The following is an 18108-nucleotide window of genomic DNA, read 5'->3' as shown; positions in this document are numbered from 1 at the left end:
CACTTCCATGGCTGCCCATGACAGCAACACCGGATCAACCGGCAACTCGAACAGCGTCCTCGCCTTCATCGTCGGCGCGCTCGTGGTGGCGGTCGTCGTGCTGGGGTTCGCGCTCTACCAAGGGTTCGAGTTCGGCTCGAATGACGACATCAACATCAGCATCGAAGGCGCAGGCCCCGCAGCTGAGCAAGCTGGCGAAGCCATCGAAGGCGCAGCAAACGCGATCGACGACGCTACCCGCGCAAACTAATACCGACTTGCCTTTCGGCCGGTCGTTCCAAGACGTGACGGCCGAAGCATACCGTCGCCGCTTTTCCATCATCGACTTACCTCGGAAAAGCGGCGGCGTGCCTACTCTTCGCACTTCGCACAACCGCACGAATGTCCGCCTGAATTGCAGCGACGGACCCCTTGCAATGCCCTTGATGTCCAAAGACATCGGGCACGCTGACCTATGTGCGCATCCCTCTCTCATTTCCAAAATACAGCAGGGCAAAATCCACGCCCTCGCCACGTCAATCGGAGGCCAATCATGCTGACACTCCAGTGCCCCTATTGCGGCGTCATGGCCGAGGAAACAGAACTTTCCGCAGGCGGCGAAGCGCATCTGAAACGCTTTGGCCCCGGCTCCTCTGATGCGGATTTCGAAACCTATATGTTCATGCGCGAAAACCCCAAGGGCGTGCATTTCGAACGCTGGCGGCATTCCAACGGCTGCGGCAAGTGGTTCCACGCAGCCCGCTGTACCGTGACGCTAGAGGTCTTCGGCACTTATACCGCACAAACCTCTACGCCGCCTGCGGACCTGCTGGACAAGATCCGCGCCGCACGCCCAGGCTTTAAATGGAGAGAGTTCGAATGAGCCTTCTTCTTGATCTAAATACTCAAATGATCCGGGTTTCCGGCAAAGACGAGGTCTGAGAATATGAGCACCAGACTTTCCAAAGGCGGTCGCCTTGTCGACACCTCCTCGACCGTTGCATTCCAGTTCAATGGCAAGACCCTGACCGGCCATGCGGGCGATACGCTGGCCTCGGCGCTGCTGGCCAATGACCAGATGCTGGTGGGCCGCTCGTTCAAATACCACCGCCCGCGCGGCATCGTGGCCTCGGGCGCGGAAGAGCCGAACGCACTGGTCAACCTTGGCCAGAACGGCAAGTTCGAGCCCAACCAGCGCGCCACCACGACTGAACTTTTCGACGGTCTGTCGGCGACCAGCCAGAACCACTGGCCCTCGCTGGAATTTGATGTGGGCGCGGTGAACCAGTATTTCACGCCCTTCCTGACCGCTGGTTTCTACTACAAAATGTTCATGCACCCGCGCCCTCTGTGGAAGCACGTATATGAGCCTTTCATCCGTCAGTCCGCAGGCCTTGGCAAAGCGCCCAAGGAAAAGGACGCGGACCGCTATGAACACTTCTACGCCTACGTCGATGTCACCGTGATCGGTGGCGGCGTTGCGGGCCTGCAGGCGGCTTTGGCCGCGGGCGAGGCTGGCGCGAAGGTTCTGGTGATGGAGCAGACCGCTGCTTGGGGTGGCCGCGCAGTTGTGGATGGCGGCACCATTGATGGCATGTCGGCGGAGACTTGGGTTGCCTCGGCACTGGCCCGTCTGGAAGAGATGCCCAACGTCACCCTGCGCCGCCGCATGATGGGGGCAGGGGTTTATGACCACGGCTACCTTCTGGGGTATGAGCGTCTGACCGACCACGCGCCCGATCAGGACGGTCCCCGTCATCGTCTGTGGCGCATCCGGACCAAGCAGATCGTCACCGCAACCGGCGCGATTGAACGGCCCATCAGCTTTGCAGGCAACGACATCCCCGGCGTGATGCTGGCCAGTGCGGTCCGTGACTACGCGGTTAACTACGGCGTGGCTGTGGGCAAGCGCACCGTTGTCGTCACCAATAACGATGACGGTTACCGCACCGCGATTGCCATGGTTGAGGCGGGTCAAGAAGTGCCCGCAATCATCGATGCCCGCGGCCAAGGCGCAGGCGATCTTGGCGAGAAGGCCCGTAAACTGGGCATCCGCGTGGCCCTTGGCATGGCGATCAGCAAGGTCAAAGGTGGCAAGCGCGTCGAAGGCGTTGAGCTGTGCCGGATGGAAGGCAACGGCGGCGCGATCCTAGAGACGATCAAATGTGATGCGGTTGCCATGTCGGGCGGCTGGTCTCCGGTCGTGCACCTGTGGTCGCACTGTGGTGGTAAGCTGCTTTGGGATGAGGTGGAGAACCACTTCAAACCTGATGCGACCCGCGCCCCCACCGGCGCTGATGGCAAGCCCTTCGTTTTGACCGCAGGCAGCGCAAGCGGCCCCTTGGGTCTTGGCGATGTGCTGGCTGACGCCGATGCCGCCGGCAAGATGGCGGCTGAGGCCGCAGGTTACGCGCCCGCGACCACACCCGCGCCCGCAGGCGATGCGCGGGATGAAAACCAGATGAAGCCCGTCTGGATGATGCCCGCCAATCCGGTCTATGAGCTGCGCATGAAAATGTGGTTGGACTACCAGAACGACGTCAAGGTCAGCGACGTTCAACTGGCGGCCCGCGAAGGCTTTGAAAGCGTCGAACACACCAAGCGTTACACCACGCTGGGTATGGCCACTGATCAGGGTAAGCTAAGTAACATCAACGGCTTGGCGGTTCTTGCTGATAGTTTGGGTGAAAAGATCCCGCAGGTAGGTACCACCACCTTCCGCCCCCCTTACACGCCCATCTCTATGGGTGCGATTGGCGGCGCGGCGCGGGACGATGTCTTCCAGCCGATCCGCAAAACCCCGATCCAGCAATGGCATGAGGATCAGGGCGCCTATATGGAGCCTGTCGGTCAGTGGCGCCGTCCCTACACCTTCCCGCGCGGCAATGAGAGCCACGCGCAGGCAGTCAGCCGCGAGATCACCAACACCCGCACCAATGTGGGTCTGCTGGATGCCTCGACGCTGGGGAAAATCATCGTGAAGGGTCCCGATGCAGGCAAGTTCCTGGATCTGCTCTACACCAACATGATGAGCACCCTGAAGCCCGGAAAATGCCGCTATGGCCTGATGTGCAACGAAAACGGCTTCCTGATGGATGACGGCGTTGTTGCCCGTCTGGATGAAGAGACCTTCCTTGTGCACACCACCTCGGGTGGCGCGGCGCATACCCACGCCCACATGGAAGAGTGGCTGCAAACCGAGTGGTGGGACTTCAAGGTCTACACCGCCGATGTGACCGAGCAATACGCCCAGATCGCCGTGGTTGGCCCCAAGGCCCGCATGGTTCTGGAAAAGCTGGGTGGCATGGATGTGTCGAAAGCCGCGCTTGGGTTCATGGACTGGACCCAAGGCAAACTGGGCGGCTTTGATGCGCGCATCTTCCGCATCAGCTTTTCGGGCGAGCTGTCCTACGAAATCGCGGTTCCGGCCAGCCAAGGCCGCGCCTTCTGGGATGCGCTGATGGCGGCGGGCGAAGAGTTCGGCATGATGCCCTATGGCACCGAATGTCTGCACGTCATGCGCGCCGAAAAGGGCTTTATCATGATCGGGGACGAAACCGATGGCACCGTGATCCCGCAGGATCTGGGGCTGCATTGGGCGATCTCGAAAAAGAAAGAGGACTTTATCGGCAAACGCGGCCAGCAGCGCACCTTCCTTGCCAGCGAGGAACGTTGGCAGTTGGTGGGTCTGGAAACCGTGGACGGCAGTGTGCTGCCTGACGGGGCCTATGCGGTTGTTCACGGCCACAACGAAAATGGCCAGCGCAACATGATCGGGCGCGTGACCTCGACCTACTATTCGCCCACTCTGGGCCGCGGCATCGCGATGGGTCTGATCAAGCACGGCCCCCAGCGCATGGGCGAGCTGGTAGAATTCGGCAAGGTGGATGGAACCACCGTGATGGCAAAGATCGTCGATCCTGTCTGGTACGACAAAGAAGGGGAAAAGCAGAATGTCTGAGGCAATCAGCGCACTGGCTGGTGCGAATAACCCCAACGGCTTTGCCGCAGTTGCAGAACTGGGCCTGCACGGAATGATCACCGTGCGGGGCGATCAGGCGGATGCTGGATTTGCCAAGGCGGTCTGCACTGTCGCTGGCGTCGAGGCACTGCCTGAGGTCCGCAAATGCGTCGGCACCCTTGAAGGCGGTGTTGCGTGGATGTCACCCGATGAGTTGATGGTTTTCGTGCCGTACAGCCTTGTGGTCGAAAAGCTGGAAGAGCTGAACGCGGCGCTGGATGGCAGCCATTTCCTTGCGGTGAACGTCTCGGACGCCCGTGCGGTCTTTGGCATCACCGGCCCTAAGGCACGCGAAGTCATCGCCAAGCTGGCCCCCGTAGACCTGTCGCCCGAAGCGTTCGGTGTGGGCGACCTGCGCCGCACCCGTCTGGCGCAAATCGCGGCGGCCTTCTGGATGAACAGCGAAGACAGCTTCCGTCTGGTCTGCTTCCGCTCGGTCGCGGAATACGCCTACAACCTGCTGGCTATGTCGGCCTCTGCAGGCAGTGAGGTGGATTACTTCTGACATTCCATGTCATGAGCATTTCAAGCAGAACCCGCCCTTTCAAAAGAAAGGGGCGGGTTTTTCTTTGGTGCGTTCTGGCTGGAAAACCTTACTGGTCCCATTCGGGCAAGGGGAACAGCCGGTCGTAGCCCCAGTTAAAGGCATAGGCGTAGAGCACGTAGAATATCCCTGTGGCCACGTCCATCGCGGCGGCCTCAGTCCATGAGACATCCAGATAGAACTTGATGAACGGGACCAGCACCAGCAGCAGGCCGCCTTCAAACAGCACTGCATGCAGGGCGCGGATACGTTGGGATTTCAGGGTGGTCCCATATCGGCGCATCATCGCGTGATCGAAAAGATGGTTGTAGACCATGTTCCAAAGGGCGGCGATGGCCGCACTGACCGCGCCGACGATACCTACTTGATGGACGGGCAGGGTAAAGACCCAAGCCCCCACAGGGGCAATGATCATCAGGGCGATGATTTCGAACAAAAGCGCGTGGCGCAAACGGTCCAGAGGCGTACGCATGGGGTGTCCCCGTGAAAGACAACGGGTCGTCCCGCCAAATCGCTTTTTCAAGAGGTCGTCCTCTAGCCTCATGGTGGCACCGCGAGTGGAAAGAGGCAAGGTGGCCCATCATTCGGACAGACTGCGCCACCGATGCGCGAAATCTGACTATTTTTGACAGCTTTGCGGGAACAACCGGACCCAAACCGCGTTGATCCGGTGTATTAGTAAAGAGAATCCAATGCTGGCACTTGACGTAAGCGCGGTGGCGGATCACCTAAGACGTATCTTTTTTTCACACGAATAATGGGGGCTACTATGGCTTTCGAACTTCCCGCACTTCCCTATGCTCACGACGCACTGGCCGATCTGGGCATGTCGAAGGAAACGCTGGAGTTTCACCACGACATCCACCACAAAGCCTACGTCGACAACGGCAACAAGCTGATCGACGGCACCGAGTGGGCGGACAAGTCGCTGGAAGAGATCATCAAAGGCACCTACAACGCTGGCGCAGTTGCTCAGAACGGCATCTTCAACAACGCATCGCAGCACTGGAACCACAACCAGTTCTGGGAAATGATGGGCCCCAAAGGCGCAGCTATGCCGTCGGAACTGGAAGCACGCATCGTTGACGCGTTCGGCTCGGTCGAGCAGTTCAAGACCGATTTCGCCGCAGCAGGTGCAGGCCAGTTTGGTTCGGGTTGGTGCTGGCTGGTGGTTGACACCGACGGCACCCTGAAGGTCACCAAGACCGAGAACGGCGTGAACCCCCTGTGCTTTAACCAGACCGCTCTGCTGGGTTGCGACGTGTGGGAGCACAGCTACTACATCGATTTCCGCAACAAGCGCCCTGTGTACCTGACCAACTTCCTGGACAAACTGGTGAACTGGGAAAACGTGGCAGAGCGTCTGTCGAACGCCTAAGTCATCGCGCCCTTTACGGGACGGATGTGGCGCCCTGCGGTTCTCCGCGGGGCGTTTTCTTTTGGCCGGTCTCTTTCCGTAGGATGGAAAAGTGCTGAATTCAGGGGCAAATTCCCCCGTGGTCCATTGCAAATTGCCGCCTCCGGCGCGAGGGTCCCAAGATTGGCAACCAGCCGGAACACCCCATGACCGAGACCACCCGCGGCGTCGCCGCCATGATCGCCGCCTGCACCGTCTGGGGCCTGTCGTCGCTGTATTACAAAATGCTGGCGGACGTTCCCCCGATCACCGTTTTGGCGCATCGGACCATCTGGTCGGCGGTCTTTTTTGCTTTGGTTCTGATGGTGCAGGGCCGGTTCCGCGTTCTGATGCAGGCTTTGGGGCAGGGGCGTCAGGTGGCCCATATCGGGTTGGCGGCGCTGATGATCTCGACCAATTGGTTCTTCTTTATCTATTCGATCAGCGTGGGCCATGCGACGCAGGCCAGCCTTGGCTATTACATCTTTCCGCTGGTTGCGGTTCTTTTAGGGTTCGTCTTCTTCAAGGAACGTCTGGGCCTTTGGCAACAGATCGCTGTGGCATTGGCCGCGCTGGCCGTGACCACCCTGACCATCGGTCTTGGGGTCGCGCCTTATATCTCGCTGGTGCTGGCGTTCAGCTTTGGCTTTTATGGAGTATTGAAAAAATCACTCAGCCTTGGCCCCGTGGTCAGTGTCACTGCCGAAGTGACGCTGCTGGTTCCTATTGCCATTGTGGTGTTAAGCATTGGCGGTTTGCATGTGACCGACCCAGCACATCTGGCATTGATGATCGGATCGGGGCCGCTGACGGGGCTGCCGCTGATCCTGTTCAGCTATGCCAGCCGCCGCATCCCCATGAGCACCGTCGGGTTGCTGCAATACCTGAACCCGACGCTCCAATTTCTGGTGGCCACGCTGGTCTTCCAAGAGCCCTTCGGCATCTGGTACGCCATCGCCTTTGCGATGATCTGGACCGCGCTGGCGATTTATTCGACAGCCACCTTGCGGGCCGCTTCGCGCAAGAAAGCCTCGGCCTGATCGACGGTCTCCACCACTGTGATATAGTCGAGGGTGTTCTGACCGGCGAAGCCTTCGGCAACCACATGGGTCATCAAGTCCATCAGCGGCTGCCAATAGCCATCGGTGCTGATCAGAATGATAGGCTTTTCATGCAGGCCAAGCTGGCGCCACGTCAGCACTTCAAAGAATTCGTCCAGTGAGCCCGCGCCGCCGGGCAGCACCACAATCGCGTCCGAGTTCATATACATGACCTTCTTACGTTCATGCATGTTCTCGGTGGCGATGAACTGACTGAGATCGCGCTTGCCGACCTCCATCTTCATCAGATGCAAAGGGATCACCCCAAGGGTTTCTGCCCCGTGTTTCTGTGCAGAACGGGCGGTGGTGCCCATCAAACCCACGTCGCCGGCCCCATAAACCAGGCGCCAACCATTGGTTGCAATCATCCGGCCTGCATCATCCGCACATTGGGTGTAGCTGGGTTTTGTGCCTGAACGTGCGCCACAAAAGACACAAACAGAAAACTTGGACATATGTCTCCCCTTCGGCGGCGGGTATTCGCCTAGACCTGCCTTATCCCCAACTGATAGCTTTCATCAACAGTCATAAGGCCACAGGCTTTGACTGGCAGGAGGAAGAAACAAAACGATGACACAAAATCGTAAAGTCGCGCTGGGTCTGAGTTCGGGTGTCGCAATTGCGGCGGTCATCGCGTGGATTTTGTCCCAGAACCTGCCCAAAAAGCCTGACACTGAGACCACCTCTGCCACTGACACAACTGCCGTCGCGCCCGTTCCAGAGGTCATGAGCGCGGCCCCCGATGCGACATCCCCTTCCAGCGAAGCGGCCGATGCCGCACCCGCAGATCAAATCGCCGTCGATCCCGACGCGCCGGAGGTTGATGAGGCACTGTCCTTTGATGTGGTGCGGGTCGAGCCGAACGGCAGCACGTTGATTGCCGGCAAAGCGCCAGCAAACAGCGATGTGTCGATCCTCGTAGACGGCAAAAGCCTGGGCAAGGCCAAGGCCGGATCGGACGGGAAATTCGCCAGCTTTCTGGACCTACCGCCCGAAGGCCGCGCCCGCGTCCTGACACTTGCAAGACTGGATGCCAATGAGGTGATCGAGGCGCAGGGCAGCCAGCGCGTGATCCTTGCGCCCCAGCGTGCGCCGCAACCGAAAACACCCGTTGCCGAAGCGCCGATCACTGACGCCGCCTTGCCTGATGATGGCGCAGCTGCGGTTCCGACCATGCAGGCCAATGCCCCGGCGCAGCCCGATACCACAGTTACCTCTGACACGTCTGACGCCGCACCTGCCAGCGCCGAGGTTGCAAGCCTTTCGCCCGATACCACGCCCGCCGTGCCGATCGCCTCGGACCTGCCCGGTGCGCCGACGGTTCTGCTGGCGGATGACAAGGGCCTGCGCGTCCTGCAACCCGGTGGCCACGCGCCCGAGGTTATGGACCAAGTCGCATTGGACGCCATCAGTTATGACGACGCCGGTGAAGTGCAACTGACAGGCCGCGCGCCCGCGGAAGGGTTTGTCCGCGTCTACGTCGACAATCGTCCCATCGCCACCGTGCCAGTTGGCGCGGACGGCGGCTGGCAATCCCCGCTGCCTGCAGTCCGCGCAGGCGATTACACCCTACGTCTGGATCAGATCGGCGCGGACGGCTCTGTCACCTCGCGTCTGGAAACCCCGTTCCGCAAGGAAACGGCTGATGCATTGGAAGGCGCCCCCCGTGACGCCAGCGGCGCAATCACCGCAACCGTTGTGCCGGGCTCGACCCTTTGGGGGATCGCGCAGGGCAAATACGGCCATGGCATCGAATATGTGCGGGTTTTCGAGGCAAACCGCGACAAGATCCGCAATCCGGACCTGATTTATCCGGGGCAGGTCTTCGATCTTCCCGAACAGTAGTCTGGTCATTGCCAAGCCCGCGCTCTAGGTTGCACCTCAGCCATCTTCCGTAGCCGGAGCGCCAATGCCCCCTGAAACCCGTGACAGCACCCCTTCCGCAGGCCACGCCAGCGGTCTTCAAACCCTGCGCCGCGTGGTGCCCTACCTGTGGCCCGAACAGCCCAAGTGGGTGCGCACCCGCGTGGTGTGGGCCTTGATCTCGCTCTTGGTGGCCAAGCTGATCGCAGTCGGCTCGCCCTATCTTTACAAAATGGCCGTTGATGCGCTGGCCCCCGAAGGGGAACTGCCGACGCTGGCAGGTATGGCAATCGGTGCGGTTGGCCTGACGATCCTTTACGCTCTGGCGCGGGTGCTAACCGTTGGCCTGCAACAGCTGCGCGATGTGTTCTTTGCCCCCGTCGGCCAACGGGCCGTGCGCCTTCTGGCGCTTGAGACCTTCAAGCACATCCACGCCCTCTCGCTGCGCTATCACCTGACCCGCAAAACCGGCGGCCTTAGCCGGATTATCGAGCGCGGGATCAAGGGCGTTGAATTCCTGTTGCGCTTCACACTGCTGTCGATCGGCCCCCTCACGCTGGAACTGCTGCTGATCTCGGTCGTGCTGATGTTCCTTTTTGATGTCTGGTACCTGCTGATCGTTCTTGCCACGGTCGCGGCCTATGTCGCCTTTACCTTCACGGTCACCGAATGGCGCGTGAAGCTTCGGCGCGAGATGAACAAGCAGGATACCGATGCCAACCAGAAGGCCATCGACAGCCTCTTGAACTTTGAAACCGTCAAGTATTTCAACGCCGAAGAGCGAGAGGCCGAACGCTACGACAGCTCGATGGCAGCCTATCAGCAAGCGGCGCTTAAGACCTCATACTCGCTGGCTTTCCTGAACGCGGGCCAGTCGTTCTTTATCTCCTGCGGTCTGGCAGGGGTGATGATCCTTGCGGCTCTTGGGGTGGCGGATGGGTCGCTGACCGTGGGCGATTTCGTCATGGTCAACGCCTACATGATCCAGATCACCAGCCCGCTTAACTTCCTTGGAACGGTCTACCGCGAAATCCGCCAGAGCCTTGTGGACATGGGAGAGATGTTCCACCTGCTTGGCCAACCTTCCGAGGTGCAGGACAAGCCCGACGCCTCTGGTCTGAAGGTGACAGAAGGCCTGATCGAGTTGGACAACGTCCGCTTCTCCTACGATCCAGAGCGGGAAGTTTTGAAGGGCATCTCGCTAAGCGTGCCGGCGGGACAAACCTTGGCGATCGTCGGGGCCTCGGGCTCGGGCAAGTCCACAATCGGACGGCTTCTGTTCCGGTTCTACGACGTCACCCAAGGGGCGATCCGTATTGACGGGCAGGATATCCGCGATGTGACGCAATCCTCACTGCATGCGTCGATCGGCGTGGTCCCTCAGGACACAGTGCTGTTCAACGACACCATTCGTTACAATATTGCCTACGGAAATCAGGATGCGACTGAAGCGCAGATCTACGCCGCCGCCCAGGCCGCCCAGATCCACGACTTCATCATGTCCCTGCCCAAAGGCTACGACACCCAAGTGGGTGAACGGGGCCTGAAGCTGTCGGGCGGCGAAAAGCAGCGGGTCGGCATCGCTCGGACCCTTTTGAAGGACCCGCCGCTGCTGATCCTTGATGAGGCCACCAGCGCCTTGGATACGGGTACCGAGCAAGGCATCCAAGAAGCCCTGTCCCGCGCCGCCGAAGGCCGCACTGTTGTCACCATCGCCCACCGACTATCGACTATCGCAGATGCCGATCAGATCGTGGTGCTGGAGGCAGGTGAGGTTATGGAAACCGGTACTCACGCAGAACTGCTTGCATTGGATGGGCGCTACGCCAGCCTGTGGCGCCGCCAAGCGGCAGAACGCCTTAACGACCACTGAGGGTTCAAGAGCTTCTCGCGTTGAGCGGTGAGTATTTAGGCAATAAGGAAGTCAGACTGTATACTTCTTTATTGCACTAAATACTCACTACTCGGTCAGCGACGTGCCGCAGTGTTATTCAGCGGCGCGCAGAGCGTTTTGGTCAGTCGTATCGGGACGGCTGCTGTCTTCGATCGTCCAGATGATCTCAGGCGCTTTGACCTTGCGGGCTTCGCGGGCGAGAATCCAGTCGCGGGCGGCGCGGCTGCCAGAACCGAAAGAGGCACGCTCGAGAGCGCGGGCGATCCAGCGCGCATAAGTGCCAAGCCAGATGCGCAGCGAGAGCAGCGACGGGGTTAGCACCAGCGTCAGGACCGTGGCGATGCCAAGTCCGAAGACCACCGCTGTTGCCAGCTGTTTCCACCACAGCGCCGTTGGACTGTCGATGGAATAGCCGCCGTTTATGAAGTCGAGGCTGAGGCCGAACATCATAGGGGCAAGGCCTGCCATCGTCGTGATGGTGGTCAACAGAACCGGCCGGATGCGGTCTTCGGCTGTGCGGGTGACAGCCTCGATCTGGGGCATATAGCGGGCGTATTCCTGGAAGGTGTCGATAAGAACGATGTTGTTGTTCACAACGATCCCCGCCAGCGCCACGATGCCCGTGCCGGTCATGATGATCGAGAAGGCTTGATCCATCACCAGCATCCCGATCAGAACGCCTGTGGTGGACAGGACCACCGCCAAGAGCACTAGCACCGAGTTATAGAAGCTGTTGAACTGAGCCAGAAGGATGATGAACATCAGACCTAGAGCGCCAGCAAATGCGTTCATCAGGAACGCGCCGCTTTCTTCCTGATCTTCTTGGTCGCCGGTCCATTCGGTCTCCATCCCGGCGGGCAGGTCGAAGTCCGCGAGGAACTGGTTCAGGATCTCGATCCGTTCGTTGCCGTTGACGGGCATCAGGTTTCCGCCATTGGTGAAGGCATCTGATATGGTTTGGTCGGTTTGCCCTTCGGCGCGCCAGTAGGTCTGGTACAGGTTCTCGCCCAACTGCAGCGCTTTGTCGTCCGAGCGTTCTGCCATCGGAATGTCCGAGGTCAGTTGCACGATCCCAAGGGTTTCACCGTTCTGGATCAGCTTGAACAGGCCCGGTGCCACATCTGCCTTGATGTCGAAATGACGCTTTTGTTCAACGCGGTTGATTTCGGCCAGCTGCGCGACGGGTTTGCGGGTGATGAAGTTGGCCAGCGGGACCAGACCGTCTGCGGTGCGCACCTTGAGCGTATCAAGAGTGGCCAGAACGCGATCTTCTTCGGGCAGGCGGACGCGGATGTCGATCTCTTCGTCGCTGCTGTCCACACGCATGGTATCCAGCAGCAAGCCATTGGTGACCAGTTGCACCATCGCGCCGACGGCGGCAACGTTCGCGCCGTAGCGGCCTGCTTTGGCCACGTCCACGTCGATCTGCCAGTCGATGCCGGGCAGGGGAAGGGTGTCTTCGAACTGGATGAGGCCTGGCGTTTCTTCAAACGCGGCGCGGATCTCCTGAGTGGTGGAGACCAGTTGGTCCCAGTTATCGCCTTTGATCCGCAGATGCACAGGCTTGCCAGAGGCGGGGCCCATGGCCAGATCGCGGACTTCGGTCTGGATGCCGGGGATCTGGTCCAGTTGCGCTTGCAGCTCTTCCAGAACCACGTTGCCGTCCAGATCGGGGCGGTCGGTACGCTCTTCCCACGGGATGGTTTCGAACTGGACCTGACCGATGGTGTCCGCAGGGGCCTGCGCGCCGCCGTTGTTTGTGTTCAGGCCACCTTGACCGGCAAAGGCAAAGACCGAGCGCACGCCGGGGTGGGCGATGATCGTGTCTTCGACTTGGGCGACGATGGCGTCTTGTTCTTCAAGGCTCATGTTGCCGCGGGCGCGGATGTAGACCTGTGCCTGTTCGGGCTCTGATTCCACGAAGAATTCCACGCCATTGTTGTTGGCGCCAAAGATCGCGAAGGTGGTGGCCACGAACCAGATCACGACGCCAATGACCACCAGCGGCATGATCGGGTTGCCTGCAATCATGTGGATGAACCAGCCGAAGGGCGAACGGCGATAGCCGCCGCGAATACGTTTTTGGCGATGCTCCAGCTTGACGCTATCCAGCGTGATGGTGGTGAAGGTCGCGCCCATCAGGAAAAGGATCGTACCGATGATGCGGGGACCCCACCCTGCGGCCTCGGGGCCCATCAGGTAGGCGGGGTTCAACAGCTGCATCAAGCCGATGAAGATCAGATAGATCGAGGGCAGCACCAGCAGCGCCCGTAGCCAGTAGGGGGCCATACGGCGCAGCCCGTCGCCCGAGCGGTGGAAGGTCCGTGCAATACGGCCCGAGACGCCGCCAAGCACTGGCAGGTAGATCAGCGCCACCACCAGCGAGGCCGACAGAACGTAGATCAGGGTGACCGGTAGCATCCCCATGAATTCCCCCGGAACACCGGGCCAGAACAGCATGGGCAGGAAAGCGCAAAGGGTCGTCGCGGTGGAACTGACGATGGGCCAGAACATGCGCTTTGCTGCCTCGACATAGGCGTGCATGGGGCCGACGCCTTCGCTGATGCGTTTGTCGGCGTATTCCACCACAACGATCGCGCCATCCACCAGCATGCCCACGGCCAGAATGAGGCCGAACATCACGATGTTCGAAATGGCGATGCCAGAGGCACCGAGGATCGCAAAACACAGCAGGAACGACGTGGGGATCGAAAAACCCACCAGCAGCGCAGGGCGGATCCCCAGCGAGGCCAGCACCACGATCATCACCAGTGCAATCGCCGTCAGGACCGAGCCTTCCAACTGGCTGACCATGCTTGCCACGGTGCGCGACTGGTCGTTTGATGTGCCGACGGATACGGCGGCTTTCATCTCGGCGGGCCATTCGGCGCGGGCGGCGGCGACAACCTGTTTCACTTCGGTGGCGGTGTCGATCAGGTTGAAGCCTTTGCGCTTAACCACCTGAAGGGCCACGGTTTTCTCGCCGTTAAAGCGGGCGGTGCCACGGCGGTCTTCAAAAGTCAGGCGGATGTCAGCGATATCGCCAAGGGTCACGACGCGGTCGCCGTTGGTCTTGACGGGCAGGTCATACACATCGCGCGGCTCATCGAAGGATGAGGGGATCTTGACGCCGAATGCGCCTTGGTCAGAGGTCACTTCGCCCGCCGCGATCAGTTGGTTGTTGTTGCGCACAACGCTGATCAGCTCGTCTGCGGTGACGTTGTAGCTTTCCAGTTTGAGGGGGTCGATGACCACCTCTAGCATCTCGTCGCGGTTGCCTGCGATGCCTGCTTCCAGCACCGCGTCCAGCTTTTCAAGCTGGTCTTGCAGGTCTTTGGCGACACGGTTCATGGTGCGTTCGGGCACGTCACCGGTCAGGTTCACGATGATGATCGGGAATTCGGAAAAGTTGATCTCGTTGATCGAGTACTTTTCGGCCCCTTCAGGGAAATTTGCTTCGGCGGTGTTCATCGCATCGCGCACATCGGCAAGAGTGCGGGATTTGTCCCAACCGAACTCGAATTCCAGCGCGATGCCCGCGTAGCCTTCGGATGCGGTGGCCGACATGGATTTCAGACCGTCCAGATCGGACAGTTCCGTCTCCATCGGTTTGACCAGCAGGGTTTCACTGTCCGCCGCCGAGATGCCCTGAAACGGCACCGAGACGAACAGGGCAGGAATTTCAATATCGGGCTCGCCCTCTTTAGGAAGGCCCACGTAAGAGAAGGTGCCAATCGCCAGCGATAAGGCGATAAAGGCCAGAATCATGCGGGCGCGGCTGGCGGCCCAATCAACGATGCCGGTCATTTGCTGGCCTCACGGTAGCTGGGGTTGATCGGAACGCCATCGGTGACAAACTCTTGCCCGACGACGATGACATCGCTTTCGGTGGGCAGGCCGCTGACCCAGACGCCGTTGATCGTGTCACGCAGCACATCCACCGGCATAAAACGGGTGATGTTGCCCGCGCCCACCACACGCACGCCCAAAGCGCCGTCATCATTCAGGGTCAGGGCGGACTGGGGCAGCAGGTGGGCCAAGGCCCCTTGGGCACCGATGGCGACCTCTGCAGTCTGGCCGTCGCGGATGGTCAGTTCGGGGTTTGCCACCTCAATCTCGACGCGGAAGGTGCGGGTGGTTTCATCGGCCGAGCGGGAAAGGAACACAACCTTGCCGGTGACCTCTTGGCCCGTGGTCAGGCGTGCGCCTGCGCGGGCGCCAAGCTGGATACGGTTCACTTCGGTTTCAGGGACAAAGCCCACCACCTTGATCGGGTCCAGCTGAATAACTGTGCCGCAGATTGACCCTGTTTGCATCAGGCTGCCGATCTCGGCGGTGTCGCTTTCCAGAACGCCATCGAAAGGGGCGGTGATGGTCAGGCGGTCGATTTCCTTTTCGGCCATGGCAACACCGGCGCGGGCGCTTTCGATGCTGGCGGCAACGGTGGCCAGACCACCTTGCGCGGCCTGCACGGCGGCCTTGGCGCTTTCTACCGAGGACTCAGAGCTTGCCAGACGGGTTTCGGACGCATAGCCGCCCTTGTTCAATTCGCGCGCCGCACGTGCGTTGATCTCGGCTTCATGCAGAACGGCCTGAGCCTCAGAGACGCGGGCCTCAGCCTCGGGGTGGGCAGCCTCGGCCTGAGCCAGACCCGCGCGGGCTTCGGCCAGTGATGCATCACGGGTGCCCGGATCAAGGCGGCACATCTCGGTGCCTTTGGTGACGAAGGCCCCTTTGCGCAGGGGTTCGGAAATCACCTGACCGTTGGTCTCGGCCCGCAGTTCAACCTGACGGTCGGCCTCGGTCTGACCCCGCAGGATGACGGCGCTACCAATTTCTTGTGCGGTGTAACGCTGCGCCAGAACAGCAATCGCTGTGCTTTCTTCTTCGGCAACGGCCTCTGCCGTATCGCCGTCATTGCCGTTGGCCCCCGCAAAAGCCATCAGTTCTTCGCGCTCAAATACCAGCATGTAGAGAAAGCCCGACACGATCAGTGCGGTCAAAATTTGCAGCAGTCTCATAATATCCCCGTTTTCCTTGTGCGATCGGGCCAAATGCGGCTGCCCAAGCGACTGAGGCCGACAGAATCAGCCTTGTTATTCCACATTTAATCTACAGGTTCTGAACCGTAGAGTTTAGATAAATAAATTGACCATTCGTGACACAGGCATGACCTCTGGTCTCATAAGTGGTGTGGCAAGGGCGGCTGGCAAGTTGCAGTACTTGGCAACCGGTTAGGCTTAGGGTTAGAGAAGAACAAAGAGTTACGGGGACATCATGAGCAATACCGACAGTTTTATTGACGAGGTAACCGAAGACCTGCGTCGTGACCGCCTTTTCGGCTATGTGCGCCGCTACGGCTGGATTGCAGCGTTGGCTGTTGTTGCTCTTGTCGGCGGTGCCGCTTGGACCGAATGGCAAAAGGCGCAGACCACGGCAGCCGCTCAGGCGGCAGGGGACGCGGTGATTGATGCCTCGACCGGCGAAGATGCAGCGGCCCGCGCAGCGGCGCTGGCTTCGATCACAGCGGCGGACCCGAAACTGGCGGCAGTGCTGAAGCAACTGCAAGCGGTTGAACTGCTGGATGCGGATCAGCGCGCTGATGCGGTGGCTGTCCTTCAGACCATCGCGCAGGACGGTGGCTTGCCCCGCGTCTACCGTGATCTGGCCGCCCTGAAGGCGCTGACACTTGCCCCCGAACAGGATCTGGACAGCCAGCGTCTGGGATATGAGGCACTGGCACAGCCCGGCGCGCCCTTCCGCCTGCTGGCTATGGAGCAACTGGCCTATCTTGAGGCTGGTGCCGGAAACACCGAGGCCGCCCGTGACGGTCTGCAACGCATCGTCGAAGATGCTGAAACCACCGCAAGCCAACGCCAGCGGATTGCCGACGCGCTGACCGCTCTGGGGGCCGTGCTGCCCGCAGATGGCGCGCAGTAAGCGCTGTTCTGGAACCCAATGCCGCGAAGGATGACACGATGACGATCTGCCGCCGCTCTGCACTGATTGCAGTTCTTGCCACGACCACGCTGCTGACCGCTTGCGCCGAACCCGAGATCATCCTGCCGGGCGATCGCCTGACGCTGGACGGCGAAGTGCCGCAGCTGGTCTTTGACGATCAGCCCCGCGCCGCAGCGATGCCCGCGGCACAGAACCTGAGCGCATGGCCCCAGGCCCATGTGAACGCCCGCAATAACCCCGGCAACCTCAGCGTCTCGTTCCCGCTGACGCAAGTGATGGCGGTGAATATCGGCCAGTCCGAAGATCGCGCCCACCGCATCACCGCCGAGCCGGTGGTTGCCGATGGCCGCATCTTTACCATCGACGCGCAGGCGACCGTTCAAGCGACCTCGACCAGTGGCGCGGTGCTGTGGACCCATGATCTGACCCCCATGCGCGATGACACCAAGCAGGGATCGGGCGGTGGTCTGGCCGTGGATGGCAATGTTGTCTTTGCTGCCAGCAGCTTTGGCGCGATCACCGCGCTGGATACCGCCACTGGTGCGGTTCTATGGCAGCAAGAGCTGGAGTCTGGTGCTTCGGGCACGCCCACGGTTTATGGCGATCTGCTGTATTTCGTGTCGGGCGCGAACCGCGCTTGGGCAATCGATAAATCCAATGGCCGCGTGCGCTGGCAGCTGGACGGCGTGGGCAGTGGTGCCTCGGTCGTTGGCGGTCCGGCCCCTGCGGTGACCGATCAACTGGTGATCTTCCCCTTCAGCAATGGCGATGTAATGGCGGCCTTCCGTCAGGGTGGCGTGCGCCGCTGGGATGCATCGGTTGCTGGCACCCGCAACGGTCTGGCCCTAAGCCAAATCAGTGCAATCACCGGCGATCCGGTGGTCGACGGCAACAAGGTCTATATCTCGAACCAGTCGGGCAGCCTTGTCGCGCTGGAACTGGATACGGGCAATCGCGTCTGGAGCGCACCTGAAGGGGCCTTGGGTCCTGTCGCTGTGACCTCGGATTCGGTTTACCTGATCTCTGACCGGAACGAGTTGATGCGTCTGGATGCCACCGATGGCACCCGCATCTGGGGGACCGAGCTGCCGAACTATCAGGCCAAGCGTCCGCGTCGCCGTGATGCGGTATTCGCGCACTACGGGCCGCTGCTGGTGGATGGTCAGATTGTGATCACCTCTAGCGACGGGTATCTGCGCAGCTACAACGCTGAAAGCGGTGCCCTGACCAGCGAAGTCGCGATCAACGGCGGTGCCGCTACCCCCCCTGTGGTGGTGAATGGCACGGTCTACGTTGTCTCGCGCAAAGGCCAACTCCTCGCTTTCCGTTGACGCAGCTTTGCTGTAAGGG

Annotated in this window: 14 protein-coding genes; 10 read left to right on the top strand and 4 right to left on the bottom strand. The window is 60.5% G+C overall.

Annotation, left to right across the window (positions count from 1 at the left end):
• Nucleotides 1-7: 7 nt before the first annotated feature.
• From CLV74_RS09665 to CLV74_RS09650, 4 genes are all read left to right on the top strand, one after another.
• Complete coding sequence (locus CLV74_RS09665; protein ID WP_106264029.1) at nt 8-250, top strand: hypothetical protein; 243 nt, start codon at nt 8-10, stop codon at nt 248-250.
• Between the two features lie 282 nt (nt 251-532).
• On the top strand, nt 533-862 hold the full coding sequence (locus CLV74_RS09660; RefSeq protein ID WP_106264028.1) for a sarcosine oxidase subunit delta: 330 nt from the start codon (nt 533-535) through the stop codon (nt 860-862).
• A 63-nt stretch (nt 863-925) separates the two neighbouring features.
• Complete coding sequence (locus tag CLV74_RS09655) at nt 926-3940, top strand: sarcosine oxidase subunit alpha family protein (RefSeq protein WP_106264027.1); 3015 nt, start codon at nt 926-928, stop codon at nt 3938-3940.
• Nucleotides 3933-4505 carry a sarcosine oxidase subunit gamma gene (locus CLV74_RS09650; protein ID WP_106264026.1) on the top strand — a complete coding sequence of 191 codons (573 nt, stop codon included), beginning with the start codon at nt 3933-3935 and terminating at the stop codon, nt 4503-4505. Before CLV74_RS09655 ends, CLV74_RS09650 begins: the two co-directional genes overlap by 8 nt.
• An 88-nt stretch (nt 4506-4593) precedes the next feature.
• Here the strand turns inward: CLV74_RS09650 and CLV74_RS09645 are convergent, their stop codons facing one another.
• Nucleotides 4594-5016, bottom strand: coding sequence for a PACE efflux transporter (locus CLV74_RS09645; RefSeq protein ID WP_106264025.1), 423 nt, complete (start codon nt 5014-5016; stop codon nt 4594-4596).
• Nucleotides 5017-5313: 297 nt separating this feature from the next.
• On the opposite strand from CLV74_RS09645, the gene CLV74_RS09640 reads away from it, so the two are divergent.
• Both CLV74_RS09640 and rarD read left to right on the top strand, forming a co-directional pair.
• Nucleotides 5314-5922, top strand: a complete 609-nt coding sequence (locus CLV74_RS09640) for a superoxide dismutase (RefSeq protein WP_106264024.1) — start codon at nt 5314-5316, stop codon at nt 5920-5922.
• Between the two features lie 185 nt (nt 5923-6107).
• Nucleotides 6108-6980 carry an EamA family transporter RarD gene (rarD, locus tag CLV74_RS09635; RefSeq protein ID WP_106264023.1) on the top strand — a complete coding sequence of 291 codons (873 nt, stop codon included), beginning with the start codon at nt 6108-6110 and terminating at the stop codon, nt 6978-6980.
• On the opposite strand, the gene CLV74_RS09630 is transcribed toward rarD, so the two are convergent.
• Nucleotides 6929-7495, bottom strand: a complete 567-nt coding sequence (locus CLV74_RS09630; RefSeq protein WP_106264022.1) for an LOG family protein — start codon at nt 7493-7495, stop codon at nt 6929-6931. The two genes, rarD and CLV74_RS09630, sit on opposite strands and share 52 nt — an antisense overlap.
• Before the next feature lie 115 nt (nt 7496-7610).
• Here CLV74_RS09630 and CLV74_RS09625 point away from each other — a divergent pair, with 115 nt between their 5' ends.
• Together CLV74_RS09625 and CLV74_RS09620 are read left to right on the top strand one after the other, a co-directional pair.
• A complete protein-coding gene (locus tag CLV74_RS09625) occupies nt 7611-8885 on the top strand; it encodes a LysM peptidoglycan-binding domain-containing protein (protein ID WP_106264021.1) in 1275 nt (424 codons plus the stop codon).
• 64 nt (nt 8886-8949) lie between these two features.
• Nucleotides 8950-10776: an ABCB family ABC transporter ATP-binding protein/permease gene (locus tag CLV74_RS09620; protein WP_106264020.1), complete on the top strand. Its 1827-nt coding sequence runs from the start codon at nt 8950-8952 to the stop codon at nt 10774-10776.
• A gap of 114 nt (nt 10777-10890) precedes the next feature.
• On the opposite strand, the gene CLV74_RS09615 is transcribed toward CLV74_RS09620, so the two are convergent.
• Both CLV74_RS09615 and CLV74_RS09610 read right to left on the bottom strand, forming a co-directional pair.
• Complete coding sequence (locus tag CLV74_RS09615; protein ID WP_106264019.1) at nt 10891-14604, bottom strand: efflux RND transporter permease subunit; 3714 nt, start codon at nt 14602-14604, stop codon at nt 10891-10893.
• Entirely contained in the window at nt 14601-15818 is a 1218-nt protein-coding gene (locus CLV74_RS09610; RefSeq protein WP_106264018.1) for an efflux RND transporter periplasmic adaptor subunit, read from the bottom strand. The genes CLV74_RS09615 and CLV74_RS09610 overlap by 4 nt, the downstream gene beginning before the upstream one ends.
• Nucleotides 15819-16074: 256 nt before the next feature.
• Between CLV74_RS09610 and CLV74_RS09605 the strand changes: the two genes are divergently transcribed.
• Together CLV74_RS09605 and CLV74_RS09600 are read left to right on the top strand one after the other, a co-directional pair.
• Entirely contained in the window at nt 16075-16737 is a 663-nt protein-coding gene (locus CLV74_RS09605; protein WP_106264017.1) for a hypothetical protein, read from the top strand.
• Between the two features lie 38 nt (nt 16738-16775).
• On the top strand, nt 16776-18089 hold the full coding sequence (locus CLV74_RS09600) for a PQQ-binding-like beta-propeller repeat protein (protein WP_106264016.1): 1314 nt from the start codon (nt 16776-16778) through the stop codon (nt 18087-18089).
• Nucleotides 18090-18108: the final 19 nt, after the last annotated feature.

The organism is Donghicola tyrosinivorans (genome assembly GCF_003003355.1).
Taxonomy (GTDB): Bacteria; Pseudomonadota; Alphaproteobacteria; order Rhodobacterales; family Rhodobacteraceae; genus Donghicola; species Donghicola tyrosinivorans.
The sequence above is the reverse complement of the archived record's forward strand: the minus strand, read 5'-3'. Positions and strand labels throughout refer to the sequence as shown.

What these genes read in the sequence shown, in the direction of transcription:
- CLV74_RS09665 (WP_106264029.1), top strand. Translation starts at nt 8, where the DNA reads ATGGCTGCCCATGACAGCAACACCGGATCAACCGGCAACTCGAACAGC.
- CLV74_RS09660 (WP_106264028.1), top strand. Translation starts at nt 533, where the DNA reads ATGCTGACACTCCAGTGCCCCTATTGCGGCGTCATGGCCGAGGAAACA.
- CLV74_RS09655 (WP_106264027.1), top strand. Translation starts at nt 926, where the DNA reads ATGAGCACCAGACTTTCCAAAGGCGGTCGCCTTGTCGACACCTCCTCG.
- CLV74_RS09650 (WP_106264026.1), top strand. Translation starts at nt 3,933, where the DNA reads ATGTCTGAGGCAATCAGCGCACTGGCTGGTGCGAATAACCCCAACGGC.
- CLV74_RS09645 (WP_106264025.1), bottom strand. Translation starts at nt 5,016, where the DNA reads ATGCGTACGCCTCTGGACCGTTTGCGCCACGCGCTTTTGTTCGAAATC.
- CLV74_RS09640 (WP_106264024.1), top strand. Translation starts at nt 5,314, where the DNA reads ATGGCTTTCGAACTTCCCGCACTTCCCTATGCTCACGACGCACTGGCC.
- rarD (WP_106264023.1), top strand. Translation starts at nt 6,108, where the DNA reads ATGACCGAGACCACCCGCGGCGTCGCCGCCATGATCGCCGCCTGCACC.
- CLV74_RS09630 (WP_106264022.1), bottom strand. Translation starts at nt 7,495, where the DNA reads ATGTCCAAGTTTTCTGTTTGTGTCTTTTGTGGCGCACGTTCAGGCACA.
- CLV74_RS09625 (WP_106264021.1), top strand. Translation starts at nt 7,611, where the DNA reads ATGACACAAAATCGTAAAGTCGCGCTGGGTCTGAGTTCGGGTGTCGCA.
- CLV74_RS09620 (WP_106264020.1), top strand. Translation starts at nt 8,950, where the DNA reads ATGCCCCCTGAAACCCGTGACAGCACCCCTTCCGCAGGCCACGCCAGC.
- CLV74_RS09615 (WP_106264019.1), bottom strand. Translation starts at nt 14,604, where the DNA reads ATGACCGGCATCGTTGATTGGGCCGCCAGCCGCGCCCGCATGATTCTG.
- CLV74_RS09610 (WP_106264018.1), bottom strand. Translation starts at nt 15,818, where the DNA reads ATGAGACTGCTGCAAATTTTGACCGCACTGATCGTGTCGGGCTTTCTC.
- CLV74_RS09605 (WP_106264017.1), top strand. Translation starts at nt 16,075, where the DNA reads ATGAGCAATACCGACAGTTTTATTGACGAGGTAACCGAAGACCTGCGT.
- CLV74_RS09600 (WP_106264016.1), top strand. Translation starts at nt 16,776, where the DNA reads ATGACGATCTGCCGCCGCTCTGCACTGATTGCAGTTCTTGCCACGACC.